Consider the following 26,493-nt stretch of genomic DNA (forward strand, 5'->3'; position numbering starts at 1 on the left):
AGCGTGTCAAATCCATGCCGCGAGCGTTGTTTTTAGATAACAAGCAGCACCCCCGCCGCAACATCGCCCACGGTGCCAGATTGACACTGCGCTTCGAGCAAGAATGTGCGCACGCCCCGCCCTGCACATAAGCCGGAAGCGCCGCACGGCATTCTCGGCCACCGGCGTGGGAAAGTAGCAGCAATACAGGGGATATTGGATGAAATATGGCGCTAAAACGTGAAAAAACGAGCACTTGCTTTATCCGGTTCTGCCCGCCCTGCATTCAATTTGACTCTGCCATCGGCCCGCAGGGAAAATACCGGAATCTTTCCGTGATTGCGTGCCCTGATTTCGCATACTTGCTTGCAGCGAATCGCCATGCGGCCAGCCAGATGGCCGCGGTTTATCGCACAGCTCGTCCGCTGGACCCCCCCCCCCGGCGCCGGGGCGGCATCAGCCATCCGGGACACCCTGCACGCAGGACGTTAATGGCCATCACGGCCGCCTGCCGAATTAGCCGGGAGGCGATGACTGCCCGCTGTCCGGCGCAGCCATTCGCCAGCGGCATTACTCTCAACCAGGCCGGGAGCGCCCTCCCCACTTGACGCTGACATCAGCTTCCATTGCGGCCGCGCCGCCTGTCCTGCAATGAAAACAGGGGGCCGATCAGCAATACCAGCACCACCATGCGCGCCACGTGGAAGGCCGTGACGATGGGCACGCCCAGATGCAGGGCCTTGGCCGTCAGCGACATTTCCGCGATGCCGCCGGGCGACGTGGCCAGGATGGCCGTGCCGGGGTGAATCTCCAGCCAGTGCGCCAGGCCAAGTCCGAAGGCGGCCGCCAGCAACAGCATCAGCAAGCTGCACAGGGCCACGCCGGCCAGGTAGCGCGGGGCCGCATGCAGGAAGGCGGGGCTGAAGCGCGTGCCCAGGGCGATGCCGATGAAGAGCTGGCCCGCGCGTATCATCCACTCGGGCAGGCGCGTCAGATGGATGCCGCAGGCCGTCAGCAGCAGCGCGGCCAGCAGCGGGCCGATGACCCAGGCGTTGGGCACCTGGCCCCGTTTCAATGCGAGGGCCGCCAGCACCGTGATGCCGACCAGCAGCGCCAGCCCGCCATCATCGACCAGCGCGGCGCCGGGCACGAAGTTTTCATGCCCAAGCGCCAGGCCATGGCTGCCCCAGTAGCGCACGCCGAACGGAATCGTCGCCACCACCAGCATCATGCGCAGGCTGTGCGCGGCCGCCACCTTGCCCACGTCGGCGCCATGGCGCTCGCTCTGCACGGCCATCTCCGACGCGCCGCCGACGGCCATGGCAAAGAAGGCGGTGGCATGGTCGACGCCGGAGAGGCGCCGCAGCAGCATGGCGCCAGCGGCGCCCAGCGCCAGCGCGAACAGCACGGCGCCGGCGATCCACGGCGTATAGACAGTCAGGACGGCCAGCACGGGCGCCGTGAAATACAGGCCCAGGGCCGTGCCGATGGCCCACTGGCCCGCCTCGCGCACGCGCACGGGGCAAGCCAGTTCGCGCCCCGCCAGGCGCAGCGCGGCCGTGGCGAACAGGGGGCCGATCATCCACGGCAGCGGCGTGTGCAGCCACAGGCAGATGGCGGCGCCCGCCAGCCCGGCGGCCAGCGCGGCGCCGACGGCGCGCCAGCGTGGCCACCACGGCACCGTTAAAATACCCAGAGCTTATCGGCCGGCATGTGCAGCCAGTACTTGCCCGCCTCGAGCTTGTGGCGCGAATACGCGCGCAGGCTGATGTTCTCGGCGCCGCCGCGCTCGAACAGGCATTCCCAGCGGTCGCCCAGGTACATGCAGGTCAGCAGCGGCAGCTCGATGGCATTCTCCACCTGCGTGGCGCTGATCTTCACTTCCTCGACGCGTATCATGGTCGTCACTTCCGCACCCACGTTGGCGCCGCGCGCCACGCCCTGCATGGACGCGCCGTCGACCAGCAGGCGCACCTGATTGCCTTCGCGCTGCACCACCTTGCCGGGCAGGCGGTTGTTGCTGCCCATGAATTCGGCTGTAAACAAGGTGTCCGGCGTTTCATACATGCTTTGCGGCGTGCCCTGCTGCTCGATCTTGCCGTTATTGAGCAGCAAAATACGGTCGGAAATGGCCATCGCCTCGCCCTGGTCATGCGTCACCATCAGGGCCGACAGGCCCAGGCGCACGATCAGTTCGCGCAGGAAGGCGCGCGCCTCCTCGCGCAGCTTGGCGTCCAGGTTCGACAGCGGTTCGTCGAGCAGGATCACGGGCGGGTTGTACACCAGCGCGCGGGCGATCGCCACGCGCTGCTGCTGGCCGCCGGACAGCTGGTGCGGATAGCGCTCGCCCAGATGACCCAGGCCCAGCTGCGTCAGCACTTCCTTGATGCGCGCGGCGATTTCCGTGCTGCCCATCTTGCGCAATTTGAGGCCGTAGGCGACGTTATCGAACACGGTCTTGTGCGGCCACAGCGCGTACGACTGGAACACCAGTCCCAGGTTGCGCTGCTCGGCCGGCATCTCGAACTGCTGCGCGCCGTCGAAGACATTGCGCTCGCCGATCTGGATGGTGCCCGCCTTCGGGCTTTCCAGCCCGGCCACGGCGCGCAGCAAGGTGGTCTTGCCGCTGCCCGAAGGCCCCAGCAGGGCGACCACTTCGCCTTTTTGGAGGTGCATCGAGACACCCTTCAGGATCTGGTTGGCGGATGCGCCCGTGCCATAGTCCAGGTGCAATTCATTGACGGTCAATTCATTCATGATGTGGTCTCAGTCTTCTATTAATTATGGAGTTTCACGCCGAAACGCAAGGCGATGCCCAGGCCGATGGCCACCAGGGTGATATTGATGAAGGACAGCGCCGCCACCAGGTCGGTCGAGCCGCCCGCCCACAGCGACACCAGCATGGCGCCGATCACTTCCGTGCCCGGCGAGAGCAGGTACACGCCCGTCGAATATTCGCGCTCGAAGATCAGGAACACCATCAGCCAGGCGCCCAGCAAGCCGTATTTGATCAATGGCAGCGTGACGTCGCGCGTCACCTGGCCGCGGCTGGCGCCGACGGCGCGCGCCGCTTCTTCCAGTTCCGGTCCCACCTGCAGCAGCGCGGTGGAAATGAGGCGCATGCCGTAGGCCATCCACACTACCGAATACGCGAGCCACAGGGCGAAGATGGTCGAGCGCAGTTCGCGCAGCACGGGGATCACATGGCCGCTCAGCCACAGGGCCACGCCATTGTCCATGCCCTTCAAAATGCCGTCCAGCCAGGCCGGCACGAACAGGAACACCCACAGAAACGACAGGCCGGCCAGCAAGCCCGGCACGGCGCGCGGCACCAGCACGCTGTAGTCGAGCAGGCGCGTGATGCCATCCTGCTTGCGGTGCATGGCCAGCGCGATGAAGCTGTAGCAGCCCACGGCCAGCGCGCCGCCGACGACGCCGATCAGGATGGTGTTGACGATGCCGCGTACCAGCGAGGGCTGGTCGAAGATATCGCGGAAATGCTGCAAGGTCAGCACGTCGGCCAGGTGCACGCCCTCGCCCCAGTACTGCACGAAGGAGCGCAGCACGATGCCCGTCAACGGCAGGATGATGGTGAAGATCAGCCAGCCCGCCAGCAGGGCAAACGCCAGCCACTTCCAGCGGCCCAGCGGCATGGCCTTGCTGCGCGCGCCCTTGCCCTTGATCGACACGTATTTGTTGGCCGATTTGAGCAGCCAGCGCTGTATCATCACCAGCGGCATGGTCACCATCACCAGGCAGACGGCGACGGCGGCCATCAGGTGGTAGGACGGCGTGCCCAGCTTGTTGGTCAGCTTGTACAGATAGGTCGGCAGCACCAGGTGGCCTTCCGGATCGCCGAGCACCAGCACCAGGCCGAACACTTCGAAGCCGAGGAAGAACACCAGCACGCCCGCATACGCGAGCGCCGGCATGATCATCGGCAGCGACACATTGAGCATCACCTGCACCGGCGAGGCGCCGGCCACGCGGGCCGCTTCCTCCACGTCCGAGCCCAGGCTTTTCAGCGCCGACGAGGCGTACAGGTAAACGTGCGGCACGTGCGTCAGGCCGGCGATGATGACGATGCTGGTGAAGGAGTAAATATTCCAGGGCACGAAGCCGAGCAGTTCCTTGGCCCAGATCGAGTAGAAGCCCACGGGCCCCATCGAGACGACGTAGCCAAAGCCCATCACCATCGGCGACACAAAAATGGGCACCAGCAGCATGGGCGCCACCCAGCCGCGGCCCGGCAAGTCGGTGCGCACCATCAGGAAGGCCAGCATGCCGCCCAGCGGCACGGCGATGACGGTCAGGCCCAAGGCCAGCATCAGGCCATTCTTGAAGGCCATCGAGAAATCGGGATCATCGAAGATGAAACGGTAAGAGTCAAAGCCGAATTCGCGCGCGGGCATGAAGAACGGCGCGTTCAAAAAGCTCTGGTAAAAAATCAGGAACAACGGCAGGAAGATGGCGATCAGCGTGATCGTCACGACCACACCGCGCGGCCAGTTCAGGCGCGACAAGGGAGAGCGCGACCGTGCAGGCAGCGGCAAGATGGCAGTTTGCATGATGAATCCAATGAATGAAGGGTGCGGCATCCGTCCGCGGGCAGGCGCCCGCGGACGGCCAGGACGGCATTATTTTTTGCCGGCTGTTTCTTTCCATTGTTTCAGGAAGGCCATGCGCTTGGCCGGTCCCAGGAATTGCAGGATGATCGGATGCACGGGAATCGGCTTGACGTTGGCCGCGCCGATTTCCTTGATCAGGTCAGCCGAGGTGGTTTCGCCCGTGACGTCGGCGCGGATGGCGAACAGCTTGGCGCCGTTGGCGATGATGGTCTGGCCGCGGTGCGACAGGATGTAATCGAGCCACAGCTTGCCGGCGTTGACGTTCTTCGCGTTCTTGTTGATGAACTGCACGCGCGACAGGATCAGCGTGTAATCCTTCGGCAGCACCACGCCGATCGACGGGTCGGTCTTGGCGCGCACCAGGGCGTAGGAGCCCAGCACGTTGTAGCCGATCAGGTTTTCACCCGAGGAGATGCGCTCCATCATGGTGCCCGTCGACGACTGCACGCGCACCTTGGCGGTACCAAACGCATTTTCCAGCGCCAGGAACTGTGGATATTCCTTGGCATCCTGCGCCATGAACATGAAGCCCACGCCCGATTTTTCGATGTCGTAGGTGGTGACCTTGTCCTTGAATTTCGGCGTGGCGATCAGCTTGACGAAATCGTCGTGGTTCTTCGGCACTTCCTTAGCATCGAGCAAGCGCTTGTTGTAGACGATGGCGGCCGGCTCGAACGTGGTGCCGTAGGCCTGGTCGTCCCACATGGCCCAGCCGGGAATCTTCGCCGCTTCGACCGACTTGTATTTCAGGGCATAGCCGTCCGAGGCCAGGCGCATCTGCAAGTCCATCGCCGACGACCACATCACGTCGGCCGTGTTGCCGCCGGCGGCCACTTCGGAAATGAAGCGGTTGTACACTTCCGTCGAATTCATGTCGTTGTATTCGACCGAGATACCCGGATACAGGGCGCTGAAATCCTTGATCAGCGGCGCGGCGGCCTTGCTGTCGGTGGCGCTGTAGATCACCAGCTTGCCTTCCTTCCTGGCGGCGTCGATGACCTTCTGGTAGTCGGCCGGATAGCCGGCTGGCACTTGCGCGAAGGCGGCGCCGGCCAGGCTGGCAAATGCGCCAGCCATGGCGATGCTGAGGATGGTCTTGGTTTGCATGGGTTTGTCTCCGTCTATGAATAGGTTTTTTTAATGGGATGTCGTTCAGCGCATCAGGCCAAGCTCATTCGCCTGCCTGGCATACTCGTCGACCGCCTTCTTGACGTACGCGGTCAGCTTCGGCCCCGTCAGGGCGAATGGGTACAGGCCGGCCTGGGCGCGCCACTCGGCGAACTGCGGCGTGGCCATGACGCGGTCGAAGGTGGCCACCCAGCGCTGGTAGTCCGCCTCCGGCACCTGGGGCCCCATCCACACGCCGCGGATGATGGGCCAGACCACGTCGAAGCCCTGCTCGCGCGCCGTCGGCACACCGGCCAGCACGCCGGGCAGGCGTTTTTCCGACAGCACCGCCAGCACGCGCGCATGGTTGGCGCCGGCGTTCAGGGTGGCCTCGGACGTGTCGCCCGAGACCACCTGCACGTAGTCGGCCTGCATCGCCGTAAATACTTCGCCGCCGCCTTCGAGCGCGACAAAACGCAGCACTTTCGGATCGATGCCGGCATGGCGCGCCACCAGCGCCATCTTCAGCCAATCCTGGCTGCCGATGGTGCCGGAGACGCCGATCAGCACCTTGTCCGGATGCTGGCGCAATGCCGCGATCAGGTCGCCCAGCGTCTTGTAGGGCGAATCGCTGCGCACGGCGATCATGCCGTAATCGGCGCCCAGCGCCGCCACCCAGCGCACGTCGCCCGCCTTGGCGTTGCCGAACTTGCCCTGCGCCAGATTGAGCAGCGAGCCGCCCGAAAAGGCCACCAGCGTGTTCGCTTCGGCGCGGCGGCGCTGCGAGCCCATCGAGTGCCAGGCCACGGCGCCGATGCCGCCGGGCAGATAGCTGATGCGCATCGCCGCTCCCGCGGCGGCCACGCCCTCCTGCGCCAGGCCTTTTTTCGCCAGCTTGCAGGTCAGGTCCATGGCGCCGCCCGGCTTGGACGGCACCACGCACTCGGCCGGCGCCGACGCCTGCGCCGCCGCGAGAGCGGGCAACAGGCACAGCAACGACAGGAACAGGGCGCGCAGCATCGTCATGGCTTAGAAGCGGTGCTGGATGCCGGCGATCAGGCCGCGCTGCGTGTCGCCGAAACCGGCATCGTCACGCGACAGGCTGACCAGCTGGTTGTGCTTGGCCTTGGCGTAGGCGCCGGCCACATACAGGTCGGTGCGCTTGGACAGGGCGTAGCGCAGGCGCGCCACGTACATGATCGGATCGGCATCGAGGTTGGCCGCCACGTTCTTCACGTCCTGGTAGTAGATCACGCCCGTCAGGGTGATGACCGGCGTGGTCTTGTAGCTGACGCCGCCCCAGTACAGGGTGCCGCGCACGTCGGCCTTGCCTGCCGCTGCCGGGTCAAGCTTGTAGTCGCGCGCCGCCGCCTGCACTTTCCACGGGCCGTCGTCATACATGGCGCCCAGGTGATACACGGTGGTCTTGTCGCGCGCGCCGCCGGCGATGGCGTTGCCGTTCACCTGTTCATACGTGGCCAGCAGGCTGACTGGGCCCGTCTGGTAGGTGACGGCGGTGGACAGCTTGGCGCTGTCCGAGCTGCCCGTCGTCTGCTCGCCGAAGCCGTACGATGCGCCGTAGCTGAAGCCGCCCGTCTTGCCCGAGTACTTGACCATGTTGTCGAAGGCCGTCGTCATGCCGTACTTGCTCGGACCCGTCGCATTGCCCGAAGTGGCCCACGAGTAGAACGGCGCATACGCCATCGGGTCGAACGGCAGCACGAAGTCGTACACGGTGGTGAAGGAGCGGCCCAGCACGACGCGGCCGAACGCGCCTTCCAGGCCCACATTGGCCTGGCGCTTGAACAGCGCGCCGTCGGCCGCGCCCGTGTCGACCAGGATGCCGCCTTCCAGGTTGAAGACGGCCTTCAGGCCGCCGCCCAGGTCTTCGCTGCCCAGGATGCCCCAGCGCGAGGTGTTCATGCCGCCCGAGCTCACCTGCGTCATCGAGCTTTTGTTCGGACCGGCGTTGCTGGTGTTGCTGATGCCGGCGTCCAGGCGGCCGTACAGGGTGACGTTCGATTGCGCCTGGGCGCTGCCAGCGGCGGCCAGGACAGCCAGAGCGGCCAGCGCGTATGCGGTCTTCTTCATGTAGAGTATCTCCCTTAGATATAGTTATTAGTGATATGCCTGATCAATTTCATGAATCAGGATCACACTATATGAGCGCGATCCTTTCAATTGGCTTTCAGACTGACAGGTGTCGCCAGCCAGCCACAAAGAGCACAAACATATTCATCGCCGCCCCTGTCGGCGCGGCGCCGGCAGGCTTACACTGCACCGTTTCAAACGAATGGCGGAGACCATGCGCATATTATTAGTGGAAGACCATCTGGAGCTGTCGCACTGGCTGGCAAAGGCCCTGCGCGACGCGCACCTGACGGTGGAGACCGCCCACAACGGCGCCGATGCCGACGCCCTGCTGCACACGCAGGAATACTCGCTGGTGCTGCTCGACCTGACCCTGCCGAAGATGGATGGCCTGGACGTGCTGCGCCGCCTGCGCGCGCGCGGCGGCACGCGCGGCAAGACTCCCGTCATGATACTCACGGCGCGCGGCGGCCTCGATGAAAAAGTGCAGGGCCTGAACCTGGGCGCCGACGACTACATGGCCAAGCCGTTCGAGCTGGCCGAACTGGAAGCGCGCGTGAAAGCCCTGCTGCGCCGCAGCCAGGGCAACGAAGCCCTCGTGCACACTTGCGGCGCGCTCAGTTTCGACACCGTCACGCGCATGTTCAGCTATGCCGGCGCGGCGCTGGCCCTGACGCCGCGCGAACACGCCGTGCTCGAAGCGCTGATCACGCGCTCGGGGCGCGCCGTGTCGAAGGAAAAGCTGTTCGACGAAGTCTTCGCGCTGGCCGACGACGCCAACCTGGACGCCATCGAACTGTACATCCACCGCGTGCGCAAGAAGCTGGAAAACGGCGTGGAGAGCGGCGCGCCCGACGGCGCCGTGATCACCACCCTGCGCGGCATCGGCTACCTGCTGCAGCCGCGCAGCGCCATGGCGCCGGCCGCGCCAAAATGAGCGCGCCCCGTCCGCCACTGGCCGAACGCCTGCGCCGGCGCTGGACGCAGGGCCGGCCGCTGGGCAGCCTGCGCAGCCAGCTGCTGCGCTGGCTCCTCATCCCCCTGGTGATGCTGGTGCTGCTCGATGCCGTCTTCGTCTACCGCAACGCGCTCGATGCGGCCGACATGGCCTACGACCGCTCCTTGCTGGCCTCGACGCGGGCGCTGGCCGAGCGCGTCTCCATCGTCGGCGGCAAGGTGGTGGCCGAAGTGCCCTACGTGGCGCTCGACAGCTTTGAGACCGATACCCTGGGCCGCATCTACTACAAGGTGACGGGCATCAACGGCGAACTGGTGTCGGGCTATGGCGACTTGCCGCCCGTGCCGAAGAACGTGCCCCGCTCGCAGAATTATCCGGCCCTGGTGCGCTTCTACCACGCCGATTACCACGGCAAGCCGATCCGCATCGCCGCCCTGCTGCAACCCGTGTACGACGACTCGATGCGCGGCATCGCCCTGATCCAGGTGGCCGAGACGCTGGACGCGCGGCGCGGCCTGTCGAACCAGATCCTGTTCGACACCCTGATCTGGCAGGCGGCGATGATACTGGCGATGGGCGCCCTCGTGTGGTTCGCCGTGCGCCTGGTGCTGCAGCCGCTGATGCGCCTGAAGACGGAGGTCGAGACGCGCACCCTGTCCGACCTGTCCGACGTCGATCCCACGCTGGTGCACAAGGAAATGCGTCCGCTGGTCAGCGCCATGAACGGCGCCATGTCGCGCCTGCAGCAGCTGATCGCCAGCCAGCGCCGCTTCATCGCCGACGCCTCGCACCAGCTGCGCACGCCGCTGACGGTGCTGAAAACCCAGGCCGAACTGGCCATGCGCGAATGCGACCGCCAGGCGGGCGCGCCGCCGGACATCGCCGCCTTGCGCGACATCGTGCGTTCGATCGCCGCCACCACCGATTCGACCGTGCTGCTGGCCAACCGCCTGCTGACCCTGGCGCGCATCGAGCATGGCGGCGACAGCCTGTCCATGGATACCGTGCCCTTGCGCGACGTGGCGCAGCAGGTGGGGCTGGAAATGGCCATGGCCGCCGTCGGCAAGCACATCGACCTGTCGCTGGAAGCGCCCGACGAAGCGCCCGTGCATGGCCAGGCCTTGCTGCTGCACGAACTGCTGGTCAACCTGGTCGACAATGCGCTGCGCTACACGCCGCAGGGCGGCTGCGTGATCCTGCGCGTGCGCGCACCGGAGAAGGACGGCGAGGAAAGCGACACCGTACTGGAAGTGGAAGACAGCGGTCCCGGCATCCCGCCGGCCGAACGCGAGCGCGTATTCACGCCGTTCTACCGCGTGGGCGCGGCGCTCGAAAGCAACCCCGGCGGCGCGGGACTGGGCCTGGCCATCGTGCGCGACATCGCCGCCCTGCATGGGGCCCGGCTGGAACTGGCGACGGCGGCAAATGGAAATGGACTCAAGGTGAGCGTGCATTTTGGCGCGCTCACCTAGCGCGCGGCCCAGATACTCAATCAATATCGACTGTTGCCAAAAAACAACACGTAATTTATTTCTAATATTTTTTAAATAATTGCCTTACATAAACATATTCATCCCTATACAATTCGGCTCCCATTAAGCGGCGAGACAGTCTCTCCGCATTAATTACCTAGGATTAATATGAAAAAGCAATTGTTTGCAGTAGTCGTCGGCGCCGCCCTGGCATTCCCTTTGTTCGCTCAAGCAGAAGGCGCTTACATCGGCGCTAACGTCGGTCGTTCGGAATTGAAACTGTCGATCGACCAAGAAGGTACGAACAAGAAAAGCAACACCGGCTACAAAGCTTACGCTGGCTACGATTTCACGCAAAACTTCGGCGCAGAAGCCGGCTACGTCGACTTCGGCAAGGTAAACCGCACCATTGACGGCACGACGCTGGAAGCAAAAAGCCACGCGTTCTACGCCGCCGCTACCGGCACCCTGCCGCTGAACGAACAGTTCTCGCTGTTCGCCAAGGCTGGTGTATCGCAAAACCGCACCAAAATCAGCATCAGCGATGCGAGCGGTAGCGAATCGAAAAACAAGACTTCCGCCATCTTCGGCATCGGCGCAGCATACAACATCAGCAAAAACCTGTCGGCTGTGGCGGAATACGAAAACTTCGGCAAAGTTGCCAGCGAAGGCGGCGACAAGCTGAAAGCCGACCTGCTGTCGATCGGCCTGCGCTACAAGTTCTAATTCACGCTCACGCGAATCAGCATCCAGCCGTTGTAACGGCTGATAAGAAACCGGCTGCACAGCCGGTTTTTTTATGGGCGCATGGCGTACACGCGGCATGAATGCTAAGATCGCGCCCTGAGATTTTAATGAAAGCCTGCCGTCATGATGACCAAAGAAGACGTAAGCGAACTGTTCGCCAATATCGCCGAGAACGCGCCCTGGGACTTGTCCCAGCCGCTGCTGTGGGGCTATTACTTCACCAACCCCACGTCCGAACCGCTGGAACAGGCCGCCACCGTGCTGGCGCTGCAGGGCTACCGCCCGGTGGAACTGTACCAGCCGGAACTCGACGATCCGGCAGCGCCGCCCGTGTGGGTGCTGCACGTGGAAAAAGCCGAAGTGCATGGCGTCGACAGCCTGCACGCGCGCAATGGCGAACTGATGGCGTTTGCCCAGGAAAACCAGCTGGCCAGCTATGACGGCATGGACGTGGGTCCCGTCGGCGCGCCCGACGTGCCGCAGCATTAAGACAGTCATCGGACAAAAAAAACGGCGCCCGCGGGCGCCGTTTTGCATGGACCGCTGAAAACGCTCAGCTGAAGTTTTCCAGGCGGATCTTGGTGACCGTGCCCACCACGCTAGGCAACGCTTCCATCTTCTCGATGGCGGCCGTGACGTTCTTTTCCTGCGTCTGGTGCGTCAGCATGATGATGTCCGTATGCGTCTCGCCTTCGGCCGGCTCTTTTTGCAGCATGGCGTCAATCGAGATGCCGCGTTCGGCCAGGATGCGCGTCAGGTCGGCCAGCACGCCCGGCTGGTCGGCCACGTGCATGCGCAGGTAGTAGCTGGTGGTGATTTCCGACATCGGCAAGATGGCGATATCGGTCATCGCGTTCGGCTGGAACGCCAGGTGCGGCACGCGGTGTTCCGGGTCGGCCGTGGCCAGGCGGGTGATGTCGACCAGGTCGGCGATCACCGACGAGGCGGTCGGCTCGGCGCCCGCGCCGCGGCCCGAGTACAGGCTGGCGCCGACGGCGTCGCCATGCACCAGCACCGCGTTCATGGCGCCTTCCACGTTGGCGATCAGGCGCTTGGCCGGGATCAGGGTCGGATGCACGCGCAGCTCGATGCCTTCCACGCCGTTGACGGTGGCGCGCTTGGTGATGCCCAGCAGCTTGATGCGGTAGCCCAGCTGCTCGGCGTAGCGGATGTCGACGGCATTGAGGTTGCTGATGCCTTCCACGTAGGCCTTGTCGAACTGCACCGGGATGCCGAAGGCGATGGCCGACATGATGGTGGCCTTGTGCGCGGCGTCGACGCCCTCGATGTCGAAGGTGGGGTCGGCTTCGGCATAGCCCAGTTCCTGCGCCTGTTTCAGCACGGTGGCGAAATCAAGGCCCTTGTCGCGCATCTCGGACAGGATGAAATTGGTGGTGCCGTTGATGATGCCGGCGATCCATTCGATGCGGTTGGCCGTCAAGCCTTCGCGCAGCGCCTTGATGATGGGGATGCCGCCGGCGACGGCCGCTTCGAAGGCCACCATCACGCCCTTGTCCTGGGCGGCGGCGAAGATTTCGTTGCCATGCACGGCCAGCAGGGCCTTGTTGGCCGTGACCACGTGCTTGCCGTTGGCGATCGCTTGCATGACCAGGGTCTTCGACAGGTCGTAGCCGCCGATCAGTTCGACGACGATGTCGATCTCGGGATCGTTGACGATCAGGTGCGGGTCGTTGACGACCTTGCAGCCGCCGGCGACGAGCGCCTCGGCGCGCGCCACGTCGCGCACGGCGACGGCGACGACTTCAATGCCGCGGCCCGCGCGGCGCTTGATTTCTTCCTGGTTGCGTTTCAGGACGCTGAACGTGCCGTAACCGACATTGCCCAGGCCCAGCAGGCCGATCTTGATGGATTTCATAGTTGTGCTTGACTGCTCATAAGTGGCGCCGCCAAAGCGGCGCCAGGTTGATCGGTATTGCTACTAGCCGGCTCAGCCCCGGCCGTGACGCTTGCGGTAGCCTTCGAGGAAGCGCGCAATGCGCCCCATGGCCTCGGTCAGGTCATCGGAGTTGGGCAGGAAGACGACACGGAAATGGTCGGGCGCGATCCAGTTGAATCCCGTGCCCTGCACGATCAGGACCTTCGCTTCGGCCAGTAATTCATAGGCAAACTGCTGGTCGTCGGCGATCGGATAGATCTCCGGGTCCAGGCGCGGGAACATGTACAGCGCGGCCTTCGGCTTGACACAGGTGACGCCCGGAATATCGGTCAGCAGCTTGTGCGCCAGGTCGCGCTGTTTCAACAGGCGCCCGCCGGGCCCCACCAGGTCTTGTATGCTCTGGTAGCCGCCAAGCGCCGTCTGGATGGCAAACTGCCCCGGCGCGTTGGCGCATAGCCGCATCGAGGCCAGCATGTTGAGGCCCTCGATGTAATCTTTTGCGTGGCGCTTCTCGCCCGAGACCACCATCCAGCCGGAACGGTAGCCGCAGGAGCGGTAATTCTTCGACAGGCCGTTCATGGTGATGAACAGCACGTCGTCGGCCAGCGAGGCGATCGACACGTGCTCGGCTTCGTCGTACAGCACCTTGTCGTAGATCTCGTCGGCGAAAATGATCAATTGATGCTGGCGCGCCAGTTCGACGATCTGCAGCAGCACTTCCACCGGGTACAGCGCGCCGGTGGGGTTGTTCGGGTTGATGACGACGATGGCTTTCGTTTGCGGCGTGATCTTGCGGCGCATGTCCTCGATGTCGGGATACCACTCGTTGCGCTCGTCGCACACATAGTGCACCGGATTGCCGCCCGACAGGCTGACGGCGGCCGTCCACAATGGATAGTCGGGCGCCGGCACCAGCACCTCGTCGCCACTATTGAGCAGGGCGTTCATCGACATGACGATCAGTTCGGAAGCGCCATTGCCCAGATAAATATCATCGATGGTCACGCCGGCGATGTTCTTGCTCTGCGTGTAGTGCATGACGGCCTTGCGCGGCGCGAACATGCCTTTCGAATCCGTATAGCCGGCCGCGTTCTGCAGGTTGAGCATCATGTCGCGCACGATCTCGTCGGGCGGATCGAAGCCGAATACGGCCAGGTTGCCGATATTGAGCTTGGTGATCTTGTGGCCTTCTTCTTCCATTTGCCTGGATTTTTCCAGGACCGGGCCGCGGATGTCGTAGCAGACGTCCGCCAATTTATTCGATTTCTGAATCGGTCGCAAAATAAATCCCTGTCGTGATGCGGCGCGGTGAGCAGAACTTGCAGCATGATCGCCGCGCCAGAACTATGAACCCGTGAAACTGCGATGCGAAAGACTGCAAGGCGAAAACAATCATTCTCGCCGAAAACAAACCATTTTATCAAATTAAACATGGCGAACCCCAGCATTTGACGCCGATTCTGCCACGCTGGCGCCGCCGGACGACAATCTGGCGGGCGCCATCTTCATCTTCCCTTAATATTGCAGCATTACCATGGCGCGGGCAGGCATCCCCACCGTGGCCCTGAACATTGCAAATTGGAAAGGATGTTGCTTTTCAGTCGCTCTTTTCTGTCATTTATGGCATGCTTACGCCCTTGGGCCCGGCACGCAATACGGCCGCGCGCGCACCGATCAACCGACACGACCAGCCCCCCGATATCGCCATGAAACTCCACGCCAGCAGCACCCAACAATACCAGACTGTCACCGGCTATGACGAAAACGGCGTCGAGATCAATGCCCAGCCGTACAACTACAGCCTGATCGTCATGCCGGAAGTGCCGCCACGGGCGTGGGAGGTGGACAGTTTCGAACAATTGAACGAGGCGCATTTCGCGCAAATCCTGGTCGATGCGCCCGACGTGGTCATCCTCGGCACGGGCGAGCGCCAGCGCTTCGTGCATCCGAAGCTGACGGCCGCGCTGACCATGCGCCGCATCGGCGTCGAATGCATGGATAGCCAGGCCGCCTGCCGCACCTACAATATCCTCATGGGCGAAGGCCGCAAAGTCACCCTGGCCCTGATCCTGGCCCCGGCCACAGGCAAGGCCGCATGAAAATCAACGTCAACGAACTGCACTCTTCGCGGGTGCTGATGTGGTCCCTGCTGGGCCTCTTCATCGTCGTCACCCTGTATGCGCTGGGCGTACGCACCCTGGTGCCGCCCGACGAAGGCCGCTACGCCGAGATGGCGCGCGAAATGTTCGTCACGGGCGACTGGGTCACCACGCGCCTGAACGGCATCAAGTACTTTGAAAAACCGCCGCTGCAAACGTGGATGAATGCGCTGACCTTCGCCGCCTTCGGCCTGGGCGAATGGCAGGCACGCCTGTGGACGGGCCTGTGCGGCATCATCGGCGTGTGCATGACGGCTTACGCGGGCAAGAAAGTGTTCGGCCCGCGCGTGGGCCTGTATGCGGGCCTGGTGCTGGCGTCGAGCCTGTTCTGGCTCGCTTCCGGCCAGATCAATTCGCTGGACATGGGCCTGTCGGGCATGATGACCCTCACCCTGGGCAGCCTGCTGATCGCCCAGCGCGACGACGCCACGGCGCGGGAACGGCGCAACTGGATGCTGGCCTGCTGGGCCGCCATGGCGCTGGCCGTGCTGGCCAAGGGCCTGATCGGCATCGTGCTGCCGGGCGCCGTGCTGGTGCTGTATTCGCTGTGCGCGCGCGACTGGCGCATCTGGACGCGGCTGCACCTGGTCAAGGGCTTGCTGCTGTTCTTTGCCATCGCCACGCCGTGGTTCGTGCTGGTCGCCCTGCGCAATCCGGAACAGCCGCACTTCTTCTTCATCCACGAGCATTTCCAGCGCTTCCTGATGAAGGGCCACAAGCGCGAAGGCGCCTGGTACTACTTCCTGGTGCTGCTCATTCCCGGCATGCTGCCATGGATAGGCGTGCTGCCGCAAAGCCTGGCCGCCGCCTTCCGGCGCCAGGAGGGCGCCTTCCAGCCGCGCTTGATGCTGCTGGTCTGGGCCGTCTTCATTTTCTTCTTCTTCAGCTATTCGACCTCGAAGCTGCCTGGCTATATCGTGCCCATCTTCCCGGCGCTGGCCCTGCTGGTGGCGCTGTACCTGGAATCGGCCTCGCGCCGCCAGCGCCTGTTCGCCGCCGGCCTGCTGTGCGTGCTGGGCGCGGCCATCCTGATCGGCGGACCGATCGCCTTCGGCAAGGCCAGCGCGCGCGACGCGCAAGCCTTGATCGCGCTCAAGGGCTACCAGCCATGGCTGATGGCGGCCGGCTTCTTCGCCCTGGCCGGCGGCGCTCTGGCCTTGCTGCATGCGCGCCAGCTGCGCCGCGACATGACGGTGCTGACCATCGCCGGCGCCGGCTTCCTGGCCACGCACTGCATCCTGGCCGGCTCCGAACTGTATGGCCAGAACCGCGCAGGCACCGACATGCTGCCGCAGATCCAGGCCGAACTGACGGCCGATACCAAGCTCTATTCGGTCGGCATCTATGAACAGTCGCTGACGTATTATCTGCAGCGTCCCGTGATCCTCGTCGATTACTGGGATGAATTCACGTTTGGCCTGAAACAGCAGCCGGAACTGTCCATCCCCAGCATCGAGCCTTTCATCACGCAATGGACGAACGATGCCAATGCCGGCGTGCACGACATGGCGATTATCAGCCTGTACCGCTACAAGGAATTGCAACAACGTGGCGTGCCCATGCGTGTGATTGCCGCAGATGCGCGCCGCATGGTCATTGCCAACAAATAAATGCTTAAACGGGGCGCGAAGCAGCACGGATCGCGCCCCCGGCCGGCTTGCCCCGCTCCCGCAGCAGCAGGATTTTTCACCGCTGAAGGGGCTGCGCCGCCATACTGACGATATAAAATAGCCATGCCTGCCGGCGCTTTTTGAGCGCACTGGCAGCCTCGGCGACACCGATACCCTGACACCATACAGATCCAAGAACCGCGCCCCATGACCTCTACCCTGCCCTTTTTGCCCTTTTCCAAACCCACCATCGACGAAGCGACCATCGCCGCCGTCGGCGAAGTGCTGCGCTCGGGCTGGATCACCAGCGGCCCGAAAGTACAGGCCTTCGAAGCCCAGCTGTCCGAATATTTCGGCGGGCGCCCCGTGCGCACCTTCAATTCGGGCACATGCACCATGGAAATCGCGCTGCGCATCGCCGGCATAGGCCCCGGCGACGAAGTCATCACCACGCCCGTGTCGTGGGTGGCGACGGCCAACGTCATCATCGAAGTAGGCGCCACGCCCGTGTTTGCCGACATCGATCCCGTCACGCGGAACATCGACCTCGACAAGCTGGAAGCGGCCATCACCCCGCGCACCAAAGCCATCATTCCCGTCTACCTGTCCGGCCTGCCCGTCGACATGGACCGCCTGTACGCGATTGCTGAAAAGTACAATTTAAGGGTCGTGGAAGACGCGGCGCAAGCGTTCGGCTCCAGCTGGAAGGGCAAGCGCATCGGTTCCTTTGGCGATTTCGTCTCGTTCAGCTTCCAGGCCAACAAGAACATCACCACGGGCGAAGGCGGCTGCCTCGTCCTCAACAACCTGGAAGAAGCAAAACTGGCCGAGAAATACCGGCTGCAGGGCGTCACGCGCAGCGGCGTCGACGGCATCGACGTCGATGTGCTGGGCGGCAAATACAACATGAGCGACATCATGGCCGCCATCGGCCTGGGCCAGTTCGCCAACATCGACGCCATCACGGCCCACCGTCGCGCCCTGGCACGCCACTATTTCGCGCAATTCGGCAGCGACTTCGAAGCGCTGAGCGGCGCCCAACTGCCCGTGCAGGACTTTGAAAACAGCAACTGGCATTTGTTCCAGATCATCCTGCCCGACAATGGCCCCGGCACGCGCGCCGCCTTCATGCAGGCGATGGCGCAGCAAAACGTGGGAACGGGCTATCATTACGCACCGATCCACCTGTTTACCATGTACCGCGAACGCGGCTTTACCGAAGGCATGTTCCCCGTCTCGGAAAAGATCGGCCGCCTGACCGTGACCCTGCCGATGTTCTACGCCATGACGACACAGGACGTGGAACGCGCCGTCGCCACCGTCAAATCCATTCTCATCAAATGAGCAGCGCGCCGATGAAACCTGAACTGTCCATTATCATTCCAATCTACAACGAGCAGGATGGCCTGGCCAGCCTGTTCGCCCGCCTGTATCCGGCCCTCGACGCCTTGCAGACGAGCTACGAGATCATCTTCGTCAACGATGGCAGCCGCGACAATTCGGTGCCCATCCTGGCGGAACAGTTCCGCCAGCGCCCCGACGTCACGCGCGTGGTCTTGTTCAACGGCAATTACGGCCAGCACATGGCCATCCTGGCCGGCTTTGAAGCGTCGCGCGGGCAAATCATGGTCACGCTCGACGCCGACCTGCAGAATCCGCCCGAAGAAATCGGCAACCTGGTGGCAAAGATGCGTGAAGGCTACGATTACGTGGGCTCGATCCGGCGCAAGCGGCAAGATTCCGCCTGGCGCACCTTGGCCTCGAAGATGATGAACCGGCTGCGCGAGCGCATCACCAACATCAAGATCACGGACCAGGGCAACATGCTGCGCGCGTATGGCCGCAACGTGATCGACCTGGTCAACCAGTGCGCCGAAGTCAACACCTTCGTGCCCGCCCTGGCCTATACCTTTGCCCGCAAGCCCACGGAAATTACCGTCGAGCACGAGGAACGCTCGGCCGGCGAATCGAAATACTCGCTGTACAGCCTGATCCGCCTCAATTTCGACCTGGTCACGGGCTTTTCGCTGATTCCCCTGCAAATCTTTTCCATGCTGGGCATGTTGCTGTCCTTCAGTTCGGCCGTGCTGGTGACCTACTTGCTGGCGCGCCGCTTCCTGTTCGGCGCCGAGGCGCAAGGCGTGTTCACCCTGTTCGCCATCGCCTTCTTCCTGATGGGCGTGATCCTGTTCGGCATCGGCCTGGTGGGCGAATACGTGGGACGCATCTTCCAGCAGGTGCGCGCCCGCCCCCGCTACGTGGTGCAAACCATCTTGCAGGACGGCATGACCCAGGCGGAAGCCGAGGCGCCATCGTATGTGCGCCTGGAAAAGCGCCAGGTGAGTCGCTGATGGGCGCGCCACGCGCCGTCGTCTTCGGCTACCACAATGTGGGCGTGCGCTGCATCAAGGTGCTGCTGGCCGGAGGGGTCGATATCGCCCTCGTCGTCACGCACGAAGACAGCCCCACGGAAAACCTGTGGTTCGAATCCGTCGCCAGCCTGTGCCAGGCCGAAGGCATCCCCTACATCACGCCATCGGACGCGCGCGCGCCCGAACTGCTGGCGCAGGTGCGGGCGGCGGCACCGGACATGCTGTTCAGCTTTTACTACCGCCACATGCTGCCCGCCAGCATCCTGGAAGTCGCGCCCGCCTACAATATGCACGGCTCGCTGCTGCCGCAGTTCCGCGGCCGCGCCCCCGTCAACTGGGCCGTGCTGCACGGCGCCACGCAGACGGGCGCCACCCTGCATGAAATGACGGTCAAGCCGGACGCGGGCGCCATCGTGGCGCAGACGGCCGTGCCCATCCTGCCCGACGACACGGCTTTCGAAGTCTTCGGCAAGGTCACCGTGGCGGCGGAACAGACGCTGTGGGGCGTGCTGCCGGCCTTGCTGGACGGCACGGCGCCGCGCCATCTCAACGATTTGCGCCAGGGCGGCTACTTTGGCGGGCGCACGCCCGAAGACGGCAGGATCGACTGGAAGTTACCCGCGCAGCAGGTCTATAACCTGCACCGGGCCGTCGCGCCGCCCTATCCCGGCGCCTTCACCGAAGTCAACAATGTCATTTACACCATCGAAAAAGCCCGTTTGAGCAAGCTTTCCGCAGGAAGTTTGCCACCGGGCTTGGCGGTAGTGGATAATTGCATCTTTGGCGTCTGCGGAGACGGCCGCATGCTGGCCATTTCCGCGCTGAGGGCTGCCGGGGAGCCGATTTCGGCTCAGCAATTGCAAGCAAGTCTGACCGCCCGCGTCAGCACACACTGATATCACTCAAGAGAATCTCACATGAAAAAAGTCCTCATCTTAGGCGTCAACGGCTTCATCGGCCACCACCTGTCCAAGCGCATCCTGGAAACCACCGACTGGCATGTCTACGGCATGGACATGAACACGGACCGCATCACGGAATTGCTGGAAGATGACAACTACAAGTCGCGCATGCACTTCTTCGAAGGCGACATCACGATCAACAAGGAATGGGTCGAATACCACGTCAAGAAATGCGACGTGATCCTGCCCCTGGTCGCCATCGCCACGCCATCGACCTACGTCAAGCAGCCGCTGCGCGTCTTCGAACTGGACTTCGAAGCCAACCTGCCCATCGTCCGCTCGGCCGCCAAGTACGGCAAACACCTGGTCTTCCCGTCGACGTCGGAAGTGTATGGCATGTGCCATGACGAGGAATTCGATCCGGAAAACTCGGAACTGATCTGCGGCCCGATCAACAAGCCGCGCTGGATCTATTCGAACGCCAAGCAGCTGATGGACCGCGTGATCTGGGGCTACGGCATGGAAGGCTTGAACTTCACGCTGTTCCGTCCGTTCAACTGGATCGGCGCCGGCCTGGACTCGATCCACACGCCGAAAGAAGGTTCCTCGCGCGTGGTGACGCAATTCTTCGGCCACATCGTGCGCGGCGAGAACATCTCGCTGGTCGACGGCGGCGCGCAGAAACGCGCGTTCACCTACATCGACGACGGCATCGATGCGCTGATCCGCATCATCGCCAACAAGAACGGCGTCGCCAGCGGCAAGATCTACAACATTGGCAATCCGACCAATAACTATTCGATCCGCGACCTGGCCGGCATGATGCTGACCCTGGCCGCCGAATACCCAGAATACGCCGAAGGCGCGAAACACGTGAAAATCGTGGAAACGACCTCGGGCGCCTACTACGGCGCCGGCTACCAGGACGTGCAAAACCGCGTGCCGAAAATCACGAATACCTGCGAAGAGCTGGGCTGGGCGCCAAGCACGTCCATGGCCGATTCCCTGCGCAACATTTTCGACGCCTACCGCAGCCAGGTAGCCCAAGCCAAAGCACTGATGGATTAATGTTGAGCAAGCCGTTCCTGACCCTGAAAATCGACGTCGATACCTATCGCGGCACCCGTGAAGGCATGGGCAATCTGGTGCGCATGCTGACCGCGCACCAGGCCAAGGCCACCTTTCTGTTTTCGCTGGGCCCCGACCATACGGGCTGGGCCCTGCGGCGCGCCTTGAAGCCCGGCTTTTTCAGCAAGGTGTCGCGCACCTCGGTGGTCGAGCACTACGGCTTGAAAACATTGATGTACGGCACCTTGTTGCCGGGACCCGACATCGGCAAGCAATGCGCGGCGCAATTGCGCGCCGTGCGCGATGCCGGTTTCGAGTGCGGCATCCACACCTGGGATCACACCCTGTGGCAAGACAACGTGGCCAAGCGCAACGCCGCCTGGACCATCAGCATGATGCGCAAGGCCGCCAACCGCTACGAACAGGTGTTTGGCGCCAAGGCGCACACGCACGGCGCGGCCGGCTGGCAAATGAATGTCAGCGCCTTTGTCGAGCACGACACGGCCGGCTACCGCTTTGCCTCCGATGGCCGCGCCATGCTCGACGCGCGCGGCGCCATGCTGCATCCGGGCAATGGCCCGCATCGCGTGCGCAACGGCAACACCATCCTGCAATGCGTGCAATTGCCCACGACCCTGCCCACCCTGGACGAGCTGCTGGGCTGCGAAATCGACGGCAAACTGATCACCACCGGCAATGTTGCCGCGCATATCCTGTCGCTGACGGCGGACAATCCGCGCGACCATGTATATACCTTGCATGCGGAACTTGAAGGACAGAAACTCGCCCCCATTTTCGAACAACTGCTGGCTGGCTGGAAAGCCCAGGGCTACCAGTTCGCGGCGATGGGCGATTATTATGAAAAGATAAAAAATACGGAACTGCCCGTTTGTCCCGTCACCTGGGATGAGTTGCCCGGGCGTTCGGGGCGCCTGATTGTGCAGGGCAAAGCGGCCTGAATGCTGTATTGTTGCACCTGGATGCGTTGCCAGACTAAAAAACAGCGCTGATGATCACCGTTCAGGAGAGAACCTGTGGCTGATAGCCAATCCCTCGTTAGCATACCCGACTTTAGCGCCGCCATGACCAGCGGCAAGACCTTTCAGTTGCTGGGCCGTCCGGCCAAGGCCACGGTGCTGTTTTTCTATCCGAAGGACAACACCCCAGGCTGCACCACGGAAAACATCGCCTTCCGCGATGCGTATCCGCAATTCGTCGCCGCCGGCGTGGAAATCTACGGCATCAGCCGCGATTCCCTGCGCTCGCACGAAAGTTTCAAAGCCAAGCTGGAACTGCCATTCGAGCTCATTTCCGACCCGGACGAAGCCGTTTGCCTGCTGTTTAACGTCATGAAGATGAAACAGATGTACGGCAAGACCGTGCGTGGCGTCGAGCGCAGTACGTTTGTGATTGACGCCCAGGGCCGATTGGTGAAAGAATGGAGAGGCGTGAAGGTCGCAACTCACGTGGAAGAAGTGCTGGAATTCGTAGCGCATCTGAATTGATCGTCCATGTTGATCCAATGCGCGTTGCCGGCTTCCAGCGAGCTTAGTTCAACCGCAGTTCAGTTCACGGTACCTATCGCCATTTTGAGTCAACGAAGCACCTCCATCCACTCCGCCAGGCGGGCCTGCAGCCCGCCGATGGCGTCCATGACCGGCCATGCTGCCGGCCTTCCGGCAGTTATTCGTCCTGTAGCATTGTTGTTCCCCCGCATCCACCCCATGAGAAGTGCCGCCAGAAGCTGGCTGCCCATGGGCGATTCATTCCAGAAATTTTTTGATTGAGATCCTGATGCCACTGCCAAAATTACCGAGCAAGCCAGCCACCATCCTGGCCACCCAAGATTACCCAACCGTAGGCGCGGTGCGCCCGGCCACCAAAACCCCGGCAGCCAAGAAAGTGGCTGCACCGATCATTGAAGCGGCGATCGCCGAAGTTGCCAAGCCGGTCCGCAATGCGGCCACGAAAATCAAGCAAGTGGCGGCCCTGATGGTCGCCAAGCCGGCACAGGCGCCCGCCCCGGCGCCGGTGGCCGCTGCGCCCGCCCCTGCCGCGAAAGCCAAGCCGGCGGCCAAAGGCAAGGTCACGCCGATCCAGCCCGTCAAGCAAGTCGAGCAGCCGCATCCGGCCAAGCACAAGGCTGTGGAAGTGCAGCTCAAGTCGTCCGCCAGCCGCGCCGCCGACCAGCGCGGCATCAGCAAGCTGTTCGTACTCGACACGAACGTGCTGATGCACGATCCATCGTCGCTGTTCCGCTTCGAGGAACACGATGTGTATCTGCCGATGATGACGCTGGAAGAGCTGGACAATCATAAAAAGGGCATGACGGAAGTGGCGCGCAATGCGCGCCAGGTCTCGCGCACCCTGGACGCCCTGATCAGCAACACGGATGACGACGCCATCGAGCACGGCATCCTGCTGTCCAAGCTGGGCAACAAGGACGCCAAGGGCCGCCTGTTCTTCCAGACGCGCCTGCAAAGCGCCGACCTGCCGGCTGGCTTGCCAGTGGGCAAGGCGGACAACCAGATCCTCGCCGTCGTGCGCTCGCTCGAGTCGGAACAGGAAGGCCGCCCTGTCGTGCTGGTGTCGAAAGACATCAACATGCGCATCAAGGCGCGCGCCCTGGGCTTGCCGGCCGAAGATTACTTCAACGACCATGTGCTGGAAGACACGGACTTGCTGTACTCGGGCATCGTGCAATTGCCGGACGACTTCTGGAACAAGCACGGCAAGGACATGGAATCCTGGCAGGAAAGCAAGAACGGCTACAGCTCCACCTTCTACCGCGTGACGGGTCCGTTCATTCCATCGCTGCTGGTCAACCAGTTCATCTACCTGGAACCGAAAAACGGCGAAACGCCATTCTATGGCCAGGTGAAACAGATCAACGGCAAGACGGCCGTGCTGCAAACCCTGCGCGACTTCAGCCACACGAAGAACAATGTGTGGGGCGTGACGGCGCGCAACCGCGAGCAGAACTTCGCGCTGAACTTGCTGATGAATCCGGAATGCGACTTCGTCACCCTGCTGGGCCAGGCCGGCACCGGCAAGACCCTGCTGGCCCTGGCCGCCGGCCTGGCGCAAGTGCTGGAAACCAAGCTCTACAACGAAATCATCGTGACCCGCGTGACGGTGCCGGTGGGCGAAGACATCGGTTTCCTGCCAGGCACGGAAGAAGAAAAGATGTCGCCATGGATGGGCGCCTTCGACGACAACCTGGAAGTGCTGAACAAGTCCGACTCCGATGGCGGCGAATGGGGCCGTGCGGCAACGCAAGACCTGATCCGCTCGCGCATCAAGATCAAGTCGCTCAACTTCATGCGCGGCCGCACCTTCGTCAACAAGTTCCTCATCATCGATGAAGCGCAGAACTTGACGCCGAAACAAGTCAAGACCCTGGTCACGCGCGCCGGCCCCGGCACGAAGATCCTGTGCCTGGGCAACATCGCGCAGATCGACACGCCGTACCTGACGGAAGGCTCGAGCGGCCTGACCTATGTGGTCGACCGCTTCAAGGGCTGGACCCACAGCGGCCATGTCACCCTGGCGCGCGGCGAGCGCTCGCGCCTGGCCGACCACGCCAGCGAAGTGCTGTAAGTCCCAAAGGGCGGCGCGAGCTGCCCCTTCATTCAAAAGCCCCGGCTGCAGCGATGCAGGCGGGGCTTTTTCATGCCTGAAAAGTACGCTTAATTCACCCTTCTGGCCGGCATGTCCTGCCCTTCCTGGCGCAATACCAGCTGCTCGATCTTGCCGCTGGCATCCTTGTTGAAACGCACTTCCGCATCGACTTCATTCGAAAAGAAAGCCGTCTCGCTCATCGGCAACATGGCCAGCTTGCGAAAGCCCGTCACCTGGGCAAAGAACTTGTCGCCTTCGCGCGTCACGTCCAGATAGACTTCGGGCGCCAGCGCGTACCTGCCCACGTAGGCATCGAATTGCGCCGTCGTCATGGCGACCACCGTACGCGCCGGCTTGGCGGCGCTGGCGCGCTCGTGCACCGTCTTCGATTCGCCGCCATCATTGAGGATCAGCTGCGCCTCGCCCTTCGGTCCCCGCTCGAATTCGGCCGTGGTGAGCGTATTTTCAATCAGGAAGCCATTTGGCGAGTACGCCAGCATGCGCTGCGCCGGACGGCCCGTGCGTTGCAGCAGCAAGTTGCCCTCGAAGTTACGGATCGTATAGCCGGCCTTGTCGTTGATGGTGTACACGCCCGCATACGCATCGAGAATGGCGGGCTTGAGCGTGATGACCTTGATCTCCGGGTATGGCCGGCCGACGGCGACGGCAGCCGCCTTGCGCGCCACCACATCGGGATCGACCAGGCCCGTATCCGCATTTTCCAGCACGGCCACATACACTTTTTCTTTCGGCAAACGCATCGCATACGTGGCAAACCCATTGATGCCGCCGCTATGGTGGATGACGGGGGTGTTTTGCCAGGTGCCCACCTTCCAGCCCAGGCCGTTACGGGTCGCCTTGCCGTCGTTCAACTTGGCCGGCGTGAACGCCAGCTGCCAGGTGGAAGCCTTGAGCAGCTTGCCGTCGGAGATGGCCGCGTCCCAGCGCGCCAGGTCGTCCACGGTGGAAACGAGCGCGCCGGCCGCATACGGCTGCGTCATGCTCAAGGGCAGGTTCGGCGCATAGGCCTCGCCCGAGCGGATATGCCCGGCCGCCCGCCTGGCTGGCCGGCGCTCGTGGCCTTCATACGCCGTGTCGTTCATGCCCAGCGGCACAAAGATCTGCTGTTCCATGAAAGTGGCATACGGCTGGCCCGCCGCCTTTTCGATGATGGCGCCGAGAAGGAAATAGCCGGAGCTGCTGTAGCGCCATTGCGTGCCCGGTTCAAAATCGAGCGGATCGTTCTTGAAGAAATCGATCATCTGCGCCACACTCAGGTCTTTCGTGCTGTTCGGCACGAATTCCGGCTTCCTTGTGTAGTCGTGGATGCCCGACGTGTGCGCGAGCAGCTGCGCGATCGTGATTTTCTTGCCGTGCGTCGGATAGTCGGGCAGGAATGTCGTGATGTCATCGGTGACGGCCAGCTTGCCCTGGTCGGCCAGCAGCAGGATGGCGACGGCCGTGAATTGCTTGGAAATGGAGCCCAGGCGCAGCGCCATGTCGGGCGTCAGCGGCGTGCCTTCCTGCACGCTGGCAAGGCCGTACGCCTTGCGCAGCAGCGGCTGGCCATCCTTGACGACGATGACGACGGCGCCCGGCTCCGTGGCCTTGTAATAGGGAGCGATGCTGGCATCGATCTGCGCCGCCAGCGCCTGCTGCCGCTGGCTCAGTGGAGCGGGTTCGCCGGCCCGGCCGGCAGGCGCTTGCAACAGGATCAAGGTGGCGAGGCAGATGCTGGAGACTTTAAACATGCGGATCACTTTCACGGGAAGAATAAACAAGATTGGGCATGCCTCTGGCGGCGGCTAAGGCGATGACATATTTGCCATAGAAAATATTTCTAATTAGCTCAGCCAGCCTAACAGACGCGCCGTGCGCAATT

General features: G+C 62.9%; 22 protein-coding genes. 13 read left to right on the plus strand and 9 right to left on the minus strand.

All coding sequences use genetic code 11. From position 1 onward, the window contains the following. Nucleotides 1-595: 595 nt before the first annotated feature. The 6 genes from J0O65_RS27610 to J0O65_RS27635 form a co-directional block, all read right to left on the minus strand. Nucleotides 596-1,660 (minus strand): AbrB family transcriptional regulator, encoded by a 1,065-nt coding sequence (locus tag J0O65_RS27610; protein WP_215410308.1) that lies wholly within the window; start codon nucleotides 1,658-1,660, stop codon nucleotides 596-598. 2 nt (nucleotides 1,661-1,662) lie between these two features. Next, nucleotides 1,663-2,736: an ABC transporter ATP-binding protein gene (locus tag J0O65_RS27615; protein ID WP_215410309.1), complete on the minus strand. Its 1,074-nt coding sequence runs from the start codon at nucleotides 2,734-2,736 to the stop codon at nucleotides 1,663-1,665. A gap of 20 nt (nucleotides 2,737-2,756) precedes the next feature. After that, the gene (locus J0O65_RS27620; RefSeq protein WP_215410310.1) at nucleotides 2,757-4,547 is read right to left on the minus strand and encodes an ABC transporter permease; all 1,791 of its coding nucleotides are present in this window, start codon (nucleotides 4,545-4,547) and stop codon (nucleotides 2,757-2,759) included. A 69-nt stretch (nucleotides 4,548-4,616) separates the two neighbouring features. After that, nucleotides 4,617-5,714 carry an ABC transporter substrate-binding protein gene (locus J0O65_RS27625; RefSeq protein WP_215410311.1) on the minus strand — a complete coding sequence of 366 codons (1,098 nt, stop codon included), beginning with the start codon at nucleotides 5,712-5,714 and terminating at the stop codon, nucleotides 4,617-4,619. A gap of 45 nt (nucleotides 5,715-5,759) precedes the next feature. After that, nucleotides 5,760-6,740, minus strand: coding sequence for a Bug family tripartite tricarboxylate transporter substrate binding protein (locus tag J0O65_RS27630; RefSeq protein WP_215410312.1), 981 nt, complete (start codon nucleotides 6,738-6,740; stop codon nucleotides 5,760-5,762). A gap of 3 nt (nucleotides 6,741-6,743) precedes the next feature. Then, nucleotides 6,744-7,805 carry a porin gene (locus J0O65_RS27635; protein ID WP_215410313.1) on the minus strand — a complete coding sequence of 354 codons (1,062 nt, stop codon included), beginning with the start codon at nucleotides 7,803-7,805 and terminating at the stop codon, nucleotides 6,744-6,746. Nucleotides 7,806-8,019: 214 nt separating this feature from the next. Between J0O65_RS27635 and J0O65_RS27640 the strand changes: the two genes are divergently transcribed. The 4 genes from J0O65_RS27640 to J0O65_RS27655 all read left to right on the plus strand — a co-directional run bounded on the left by J0O65_RS27640 (nucleotide 8,020) and on the right by J0O65_RS27655 (nucleotide 11,471). Then, nucleotides 8,020-8,742: a response regulator gene (locus J0O65_RS27640; protein ID WP_152250110.1), complete on the plus strand. Its 723-nt coding sequence runs from the start codon at nucleotides 8,020-8,022 to the stop codon at nucleotides 8,740-8,742. Then, entirely contained in the window at nucleotides 8,739-10,235 is a 1,497-nt protein-coding gene (locus J0O65_RS27645; protein WP_215410314.1) for a sensor histidine kinase, read from the plus strand. Before J0O65_RS27640 ends, J0O65_RS27645 begins: the two co-directional genes overlap by 4 nt. Before the next feature lie 168 nt (nucleotides 10,236-10,403). Continuing rightward, nucleotides 10,404-10,961, plus strand: coding sequence for a porin (locus J0O65_RS27650; protein ID WP_215410315.1), 558 nt, complete (start codon nucleotides 10,404-10,406; stop codon nucleotides 10,959-10,961). A 144-nt stretch (nucleotides 10,962-11,105) separates the two neighbouring features. Next, nucleotides 11,106-11,471 (plus strand): ribonuclease E inhibitor RraB, encoded by a 366-nt coding sequence (locus J0O65_RS27655; protein ID WP_077407485.1) that lies wholly within the window; start codon nucleotides 11,106-11,108, stop codon nucleotides 11,469-11,471. A 64-nt stretch (nucleotides 11,472-11,535) separates the two neighbouring features. On the opposite strand, the gene J0O65_RS27660 is transcribed toward J0O65_RS27655, so the two are convergent. Both J0O65_RS27660 and J0O65_RS27665 read right to left on the minus strand, forming a co-directional pair. Then, a complete protein-coding gene (locus J0O65_RS27660; protein ID WP_215410316.1) occupies nucleotides 11,536-12,858 on the minus strand; it encodes a homoserine dehydrogenase in 1,323 nt (440 codons plus the stop codon). Nucleotides 12,859-12,930: 72 nt separating this feature from the next. Beyond that, on the minus strand, nucleotides 12,931-14,160 hold the full coding sequence (locus J0O65_RS27665; RefSeq protein ID WP_215410317.1) for a pyridoxal phosphate-dependent aminotransferase: 1,230 nt from the start codon (nucleotides 14,158-14,160) through the stop codon (nucleotides 12,931-12,933). A 425-nt stretch (nucleotides 14,161-14,585) separates the two neighbouring features. Between J0O65_RS27665 and J0O65_RS27670 the strand changes: the two genes are divergently transcribed. The 9 genes from J0O65_RS27670 (at nucleotide 14,586) to J0O65_RS27710 (ending at nucleotide 24,590) form a co-directional block, all read left to right on the plus strand. Further along, nucleotides 14,586-14,978: an Mth938-like domain-containing protein gene (locus tag J0O65_RS27670; RefSeq protein ID WP_215410318.1), complete on the plus strand. Its 393-nt coding sequence runs from the start codon at nucleotides 14,586-14,588 to the stop codon at nucleotides 14,976-14,978. Then, nucleotides 14,975-16,648, plus strand: a complete 1,674-nt coding sequence (locus J0O65_RS27675; RefSeq protein ID WP_215410319.1) for a glycosyltransferase family 39 protein — start codon at nucleotides 14,975-14,977, stop codon at nucleotides 16,646-16,648. The genes J0O65_RS27670 and J0O65_RS27675 overlap by 4 nt, the downstream gene beginning before the upstream one ends. A gap of 207 nt (nucleotides 16,649-16,855) precedes the next feature. Beyond that, entirely contained in the window at nucleotides 16,856-17,992 is a 1,137-nt protein-coding gene (locus tag J0O65_RS27680; RefSeq protein ID WP_215410320.1) for a DegT/DnrJ/EryC1/StrS family aminotransferase, read from the plus strand. Nucleotides 17,993-18,003: 11 nt separating this feature from the next. Beyond that, nucleotides 18,004-18,999, plus strand: coding sequence for a glycosyltransferase (locus J0O65_RS27685; RefSeq protein ID WP_215410321.1), 996 nt, complete (start codon nucleotides 18,004-18,006; stop codon nucleotides 18,997-18,999). Continuing rightward, nucleotides 18,999-19,916 (plus strand): formyltransferase, encoded by a 918-nt coding sequence (locus J0O65_RS27690; RefSeq protein WP_215410322.1) that lies wholly within the window; start codon nucleotides 18,999-19,001, stop codon nucleotides 19,914-19,916. Before J0O65_RS27685 ends, J0O65_RS27690 begins: the two co-directional genes overlap by 1 nt. 21 nt (nucleotides 19,917-19,937) lie before the next feature. Next, nucleotides 19,938-20,990, plus strand: a complete 1,053-nt coding sequence (locus J0O65_RS27695) for a bifunctional UDP-4-keto-pentose/UDP-xylose synthase (protein WP_215410323.1) — start codon at nucleotides 19,938-19,940, stop codon at nucleotides 20,988-20,990. Then, nucleotides 20,990-21,949 carry a polysaccharide deacetylase family protein gene (locus tag J0O65_RS27700; protein ID WP_215410324.1) on the plus strand — a complete coding sequence of 320 codons (960 nt, stop codon included), beginning with the start codon at nucleotides 20,990-20,992 and terminating at the stop codon, nucleotides 21,947-21,949. Before J0O65_RS27695 ends, J0O65_RS27700 begins: the two co-directional genes overlap by 1 nt. A gap of 75 nt (nucleotides 21,950-22,024) precedes the next feature. Then, the gene (locus J0O65_RS27705) at nucleotides 22,025-22,495 is read left to right on the plus strand and encodes a peroxiredoxin (RefSeq protein ID WP_034750445.1); all 471 of its coding nucleotides are present in this window, start codon (nucleotides 22,025-22,027) and stop codon (nucleotides 22,493-22,495) included. A gap of 289 nt (nucleotides 22,496-22,784) precedes the next feature. Beyond that, nucleotides 22,785-24,590: a PhoH family protein gene (locus J0O65_RS27710; RefSeq protein WP_215410325.1), complete on the plus strand. Its 1,806-nt coding sequence runs from the start codon at nucleotides 22,785-22,787 to the stop codon at nucleotides 24,588-24,590. A gap of 89 nt (nucleotides 24,591-24,679) precedes the next feature. On the opposite strand, the gene J0O65_RS27715 is transcribed toward J0O65_RS27710, so the two are convergent. Beyond that, complete coding sequence (locus J0O65_RS27715) at nucleotides 24,680-26,362, minus strand: serine hydrolase (RefSeq protein WP_215410326.1); 1,683 nt, start codon at nucleotides 26,360-26,362, stop codon at nucleotides 24,680-24,682. Nucleotides 26,363-26,493 lie beyond the last annotated feature (131 nt).

It is taken from the genome of Janthinobacterium sp. JC611 (assembly GCF_018682595.1).
Classification (GTDB): domain Bacteria; phylum Pseudomonadota; class Gammaproteobacteria; order Burkholderiales; family Burkholderiaceae_D; genus Janthinobacterium.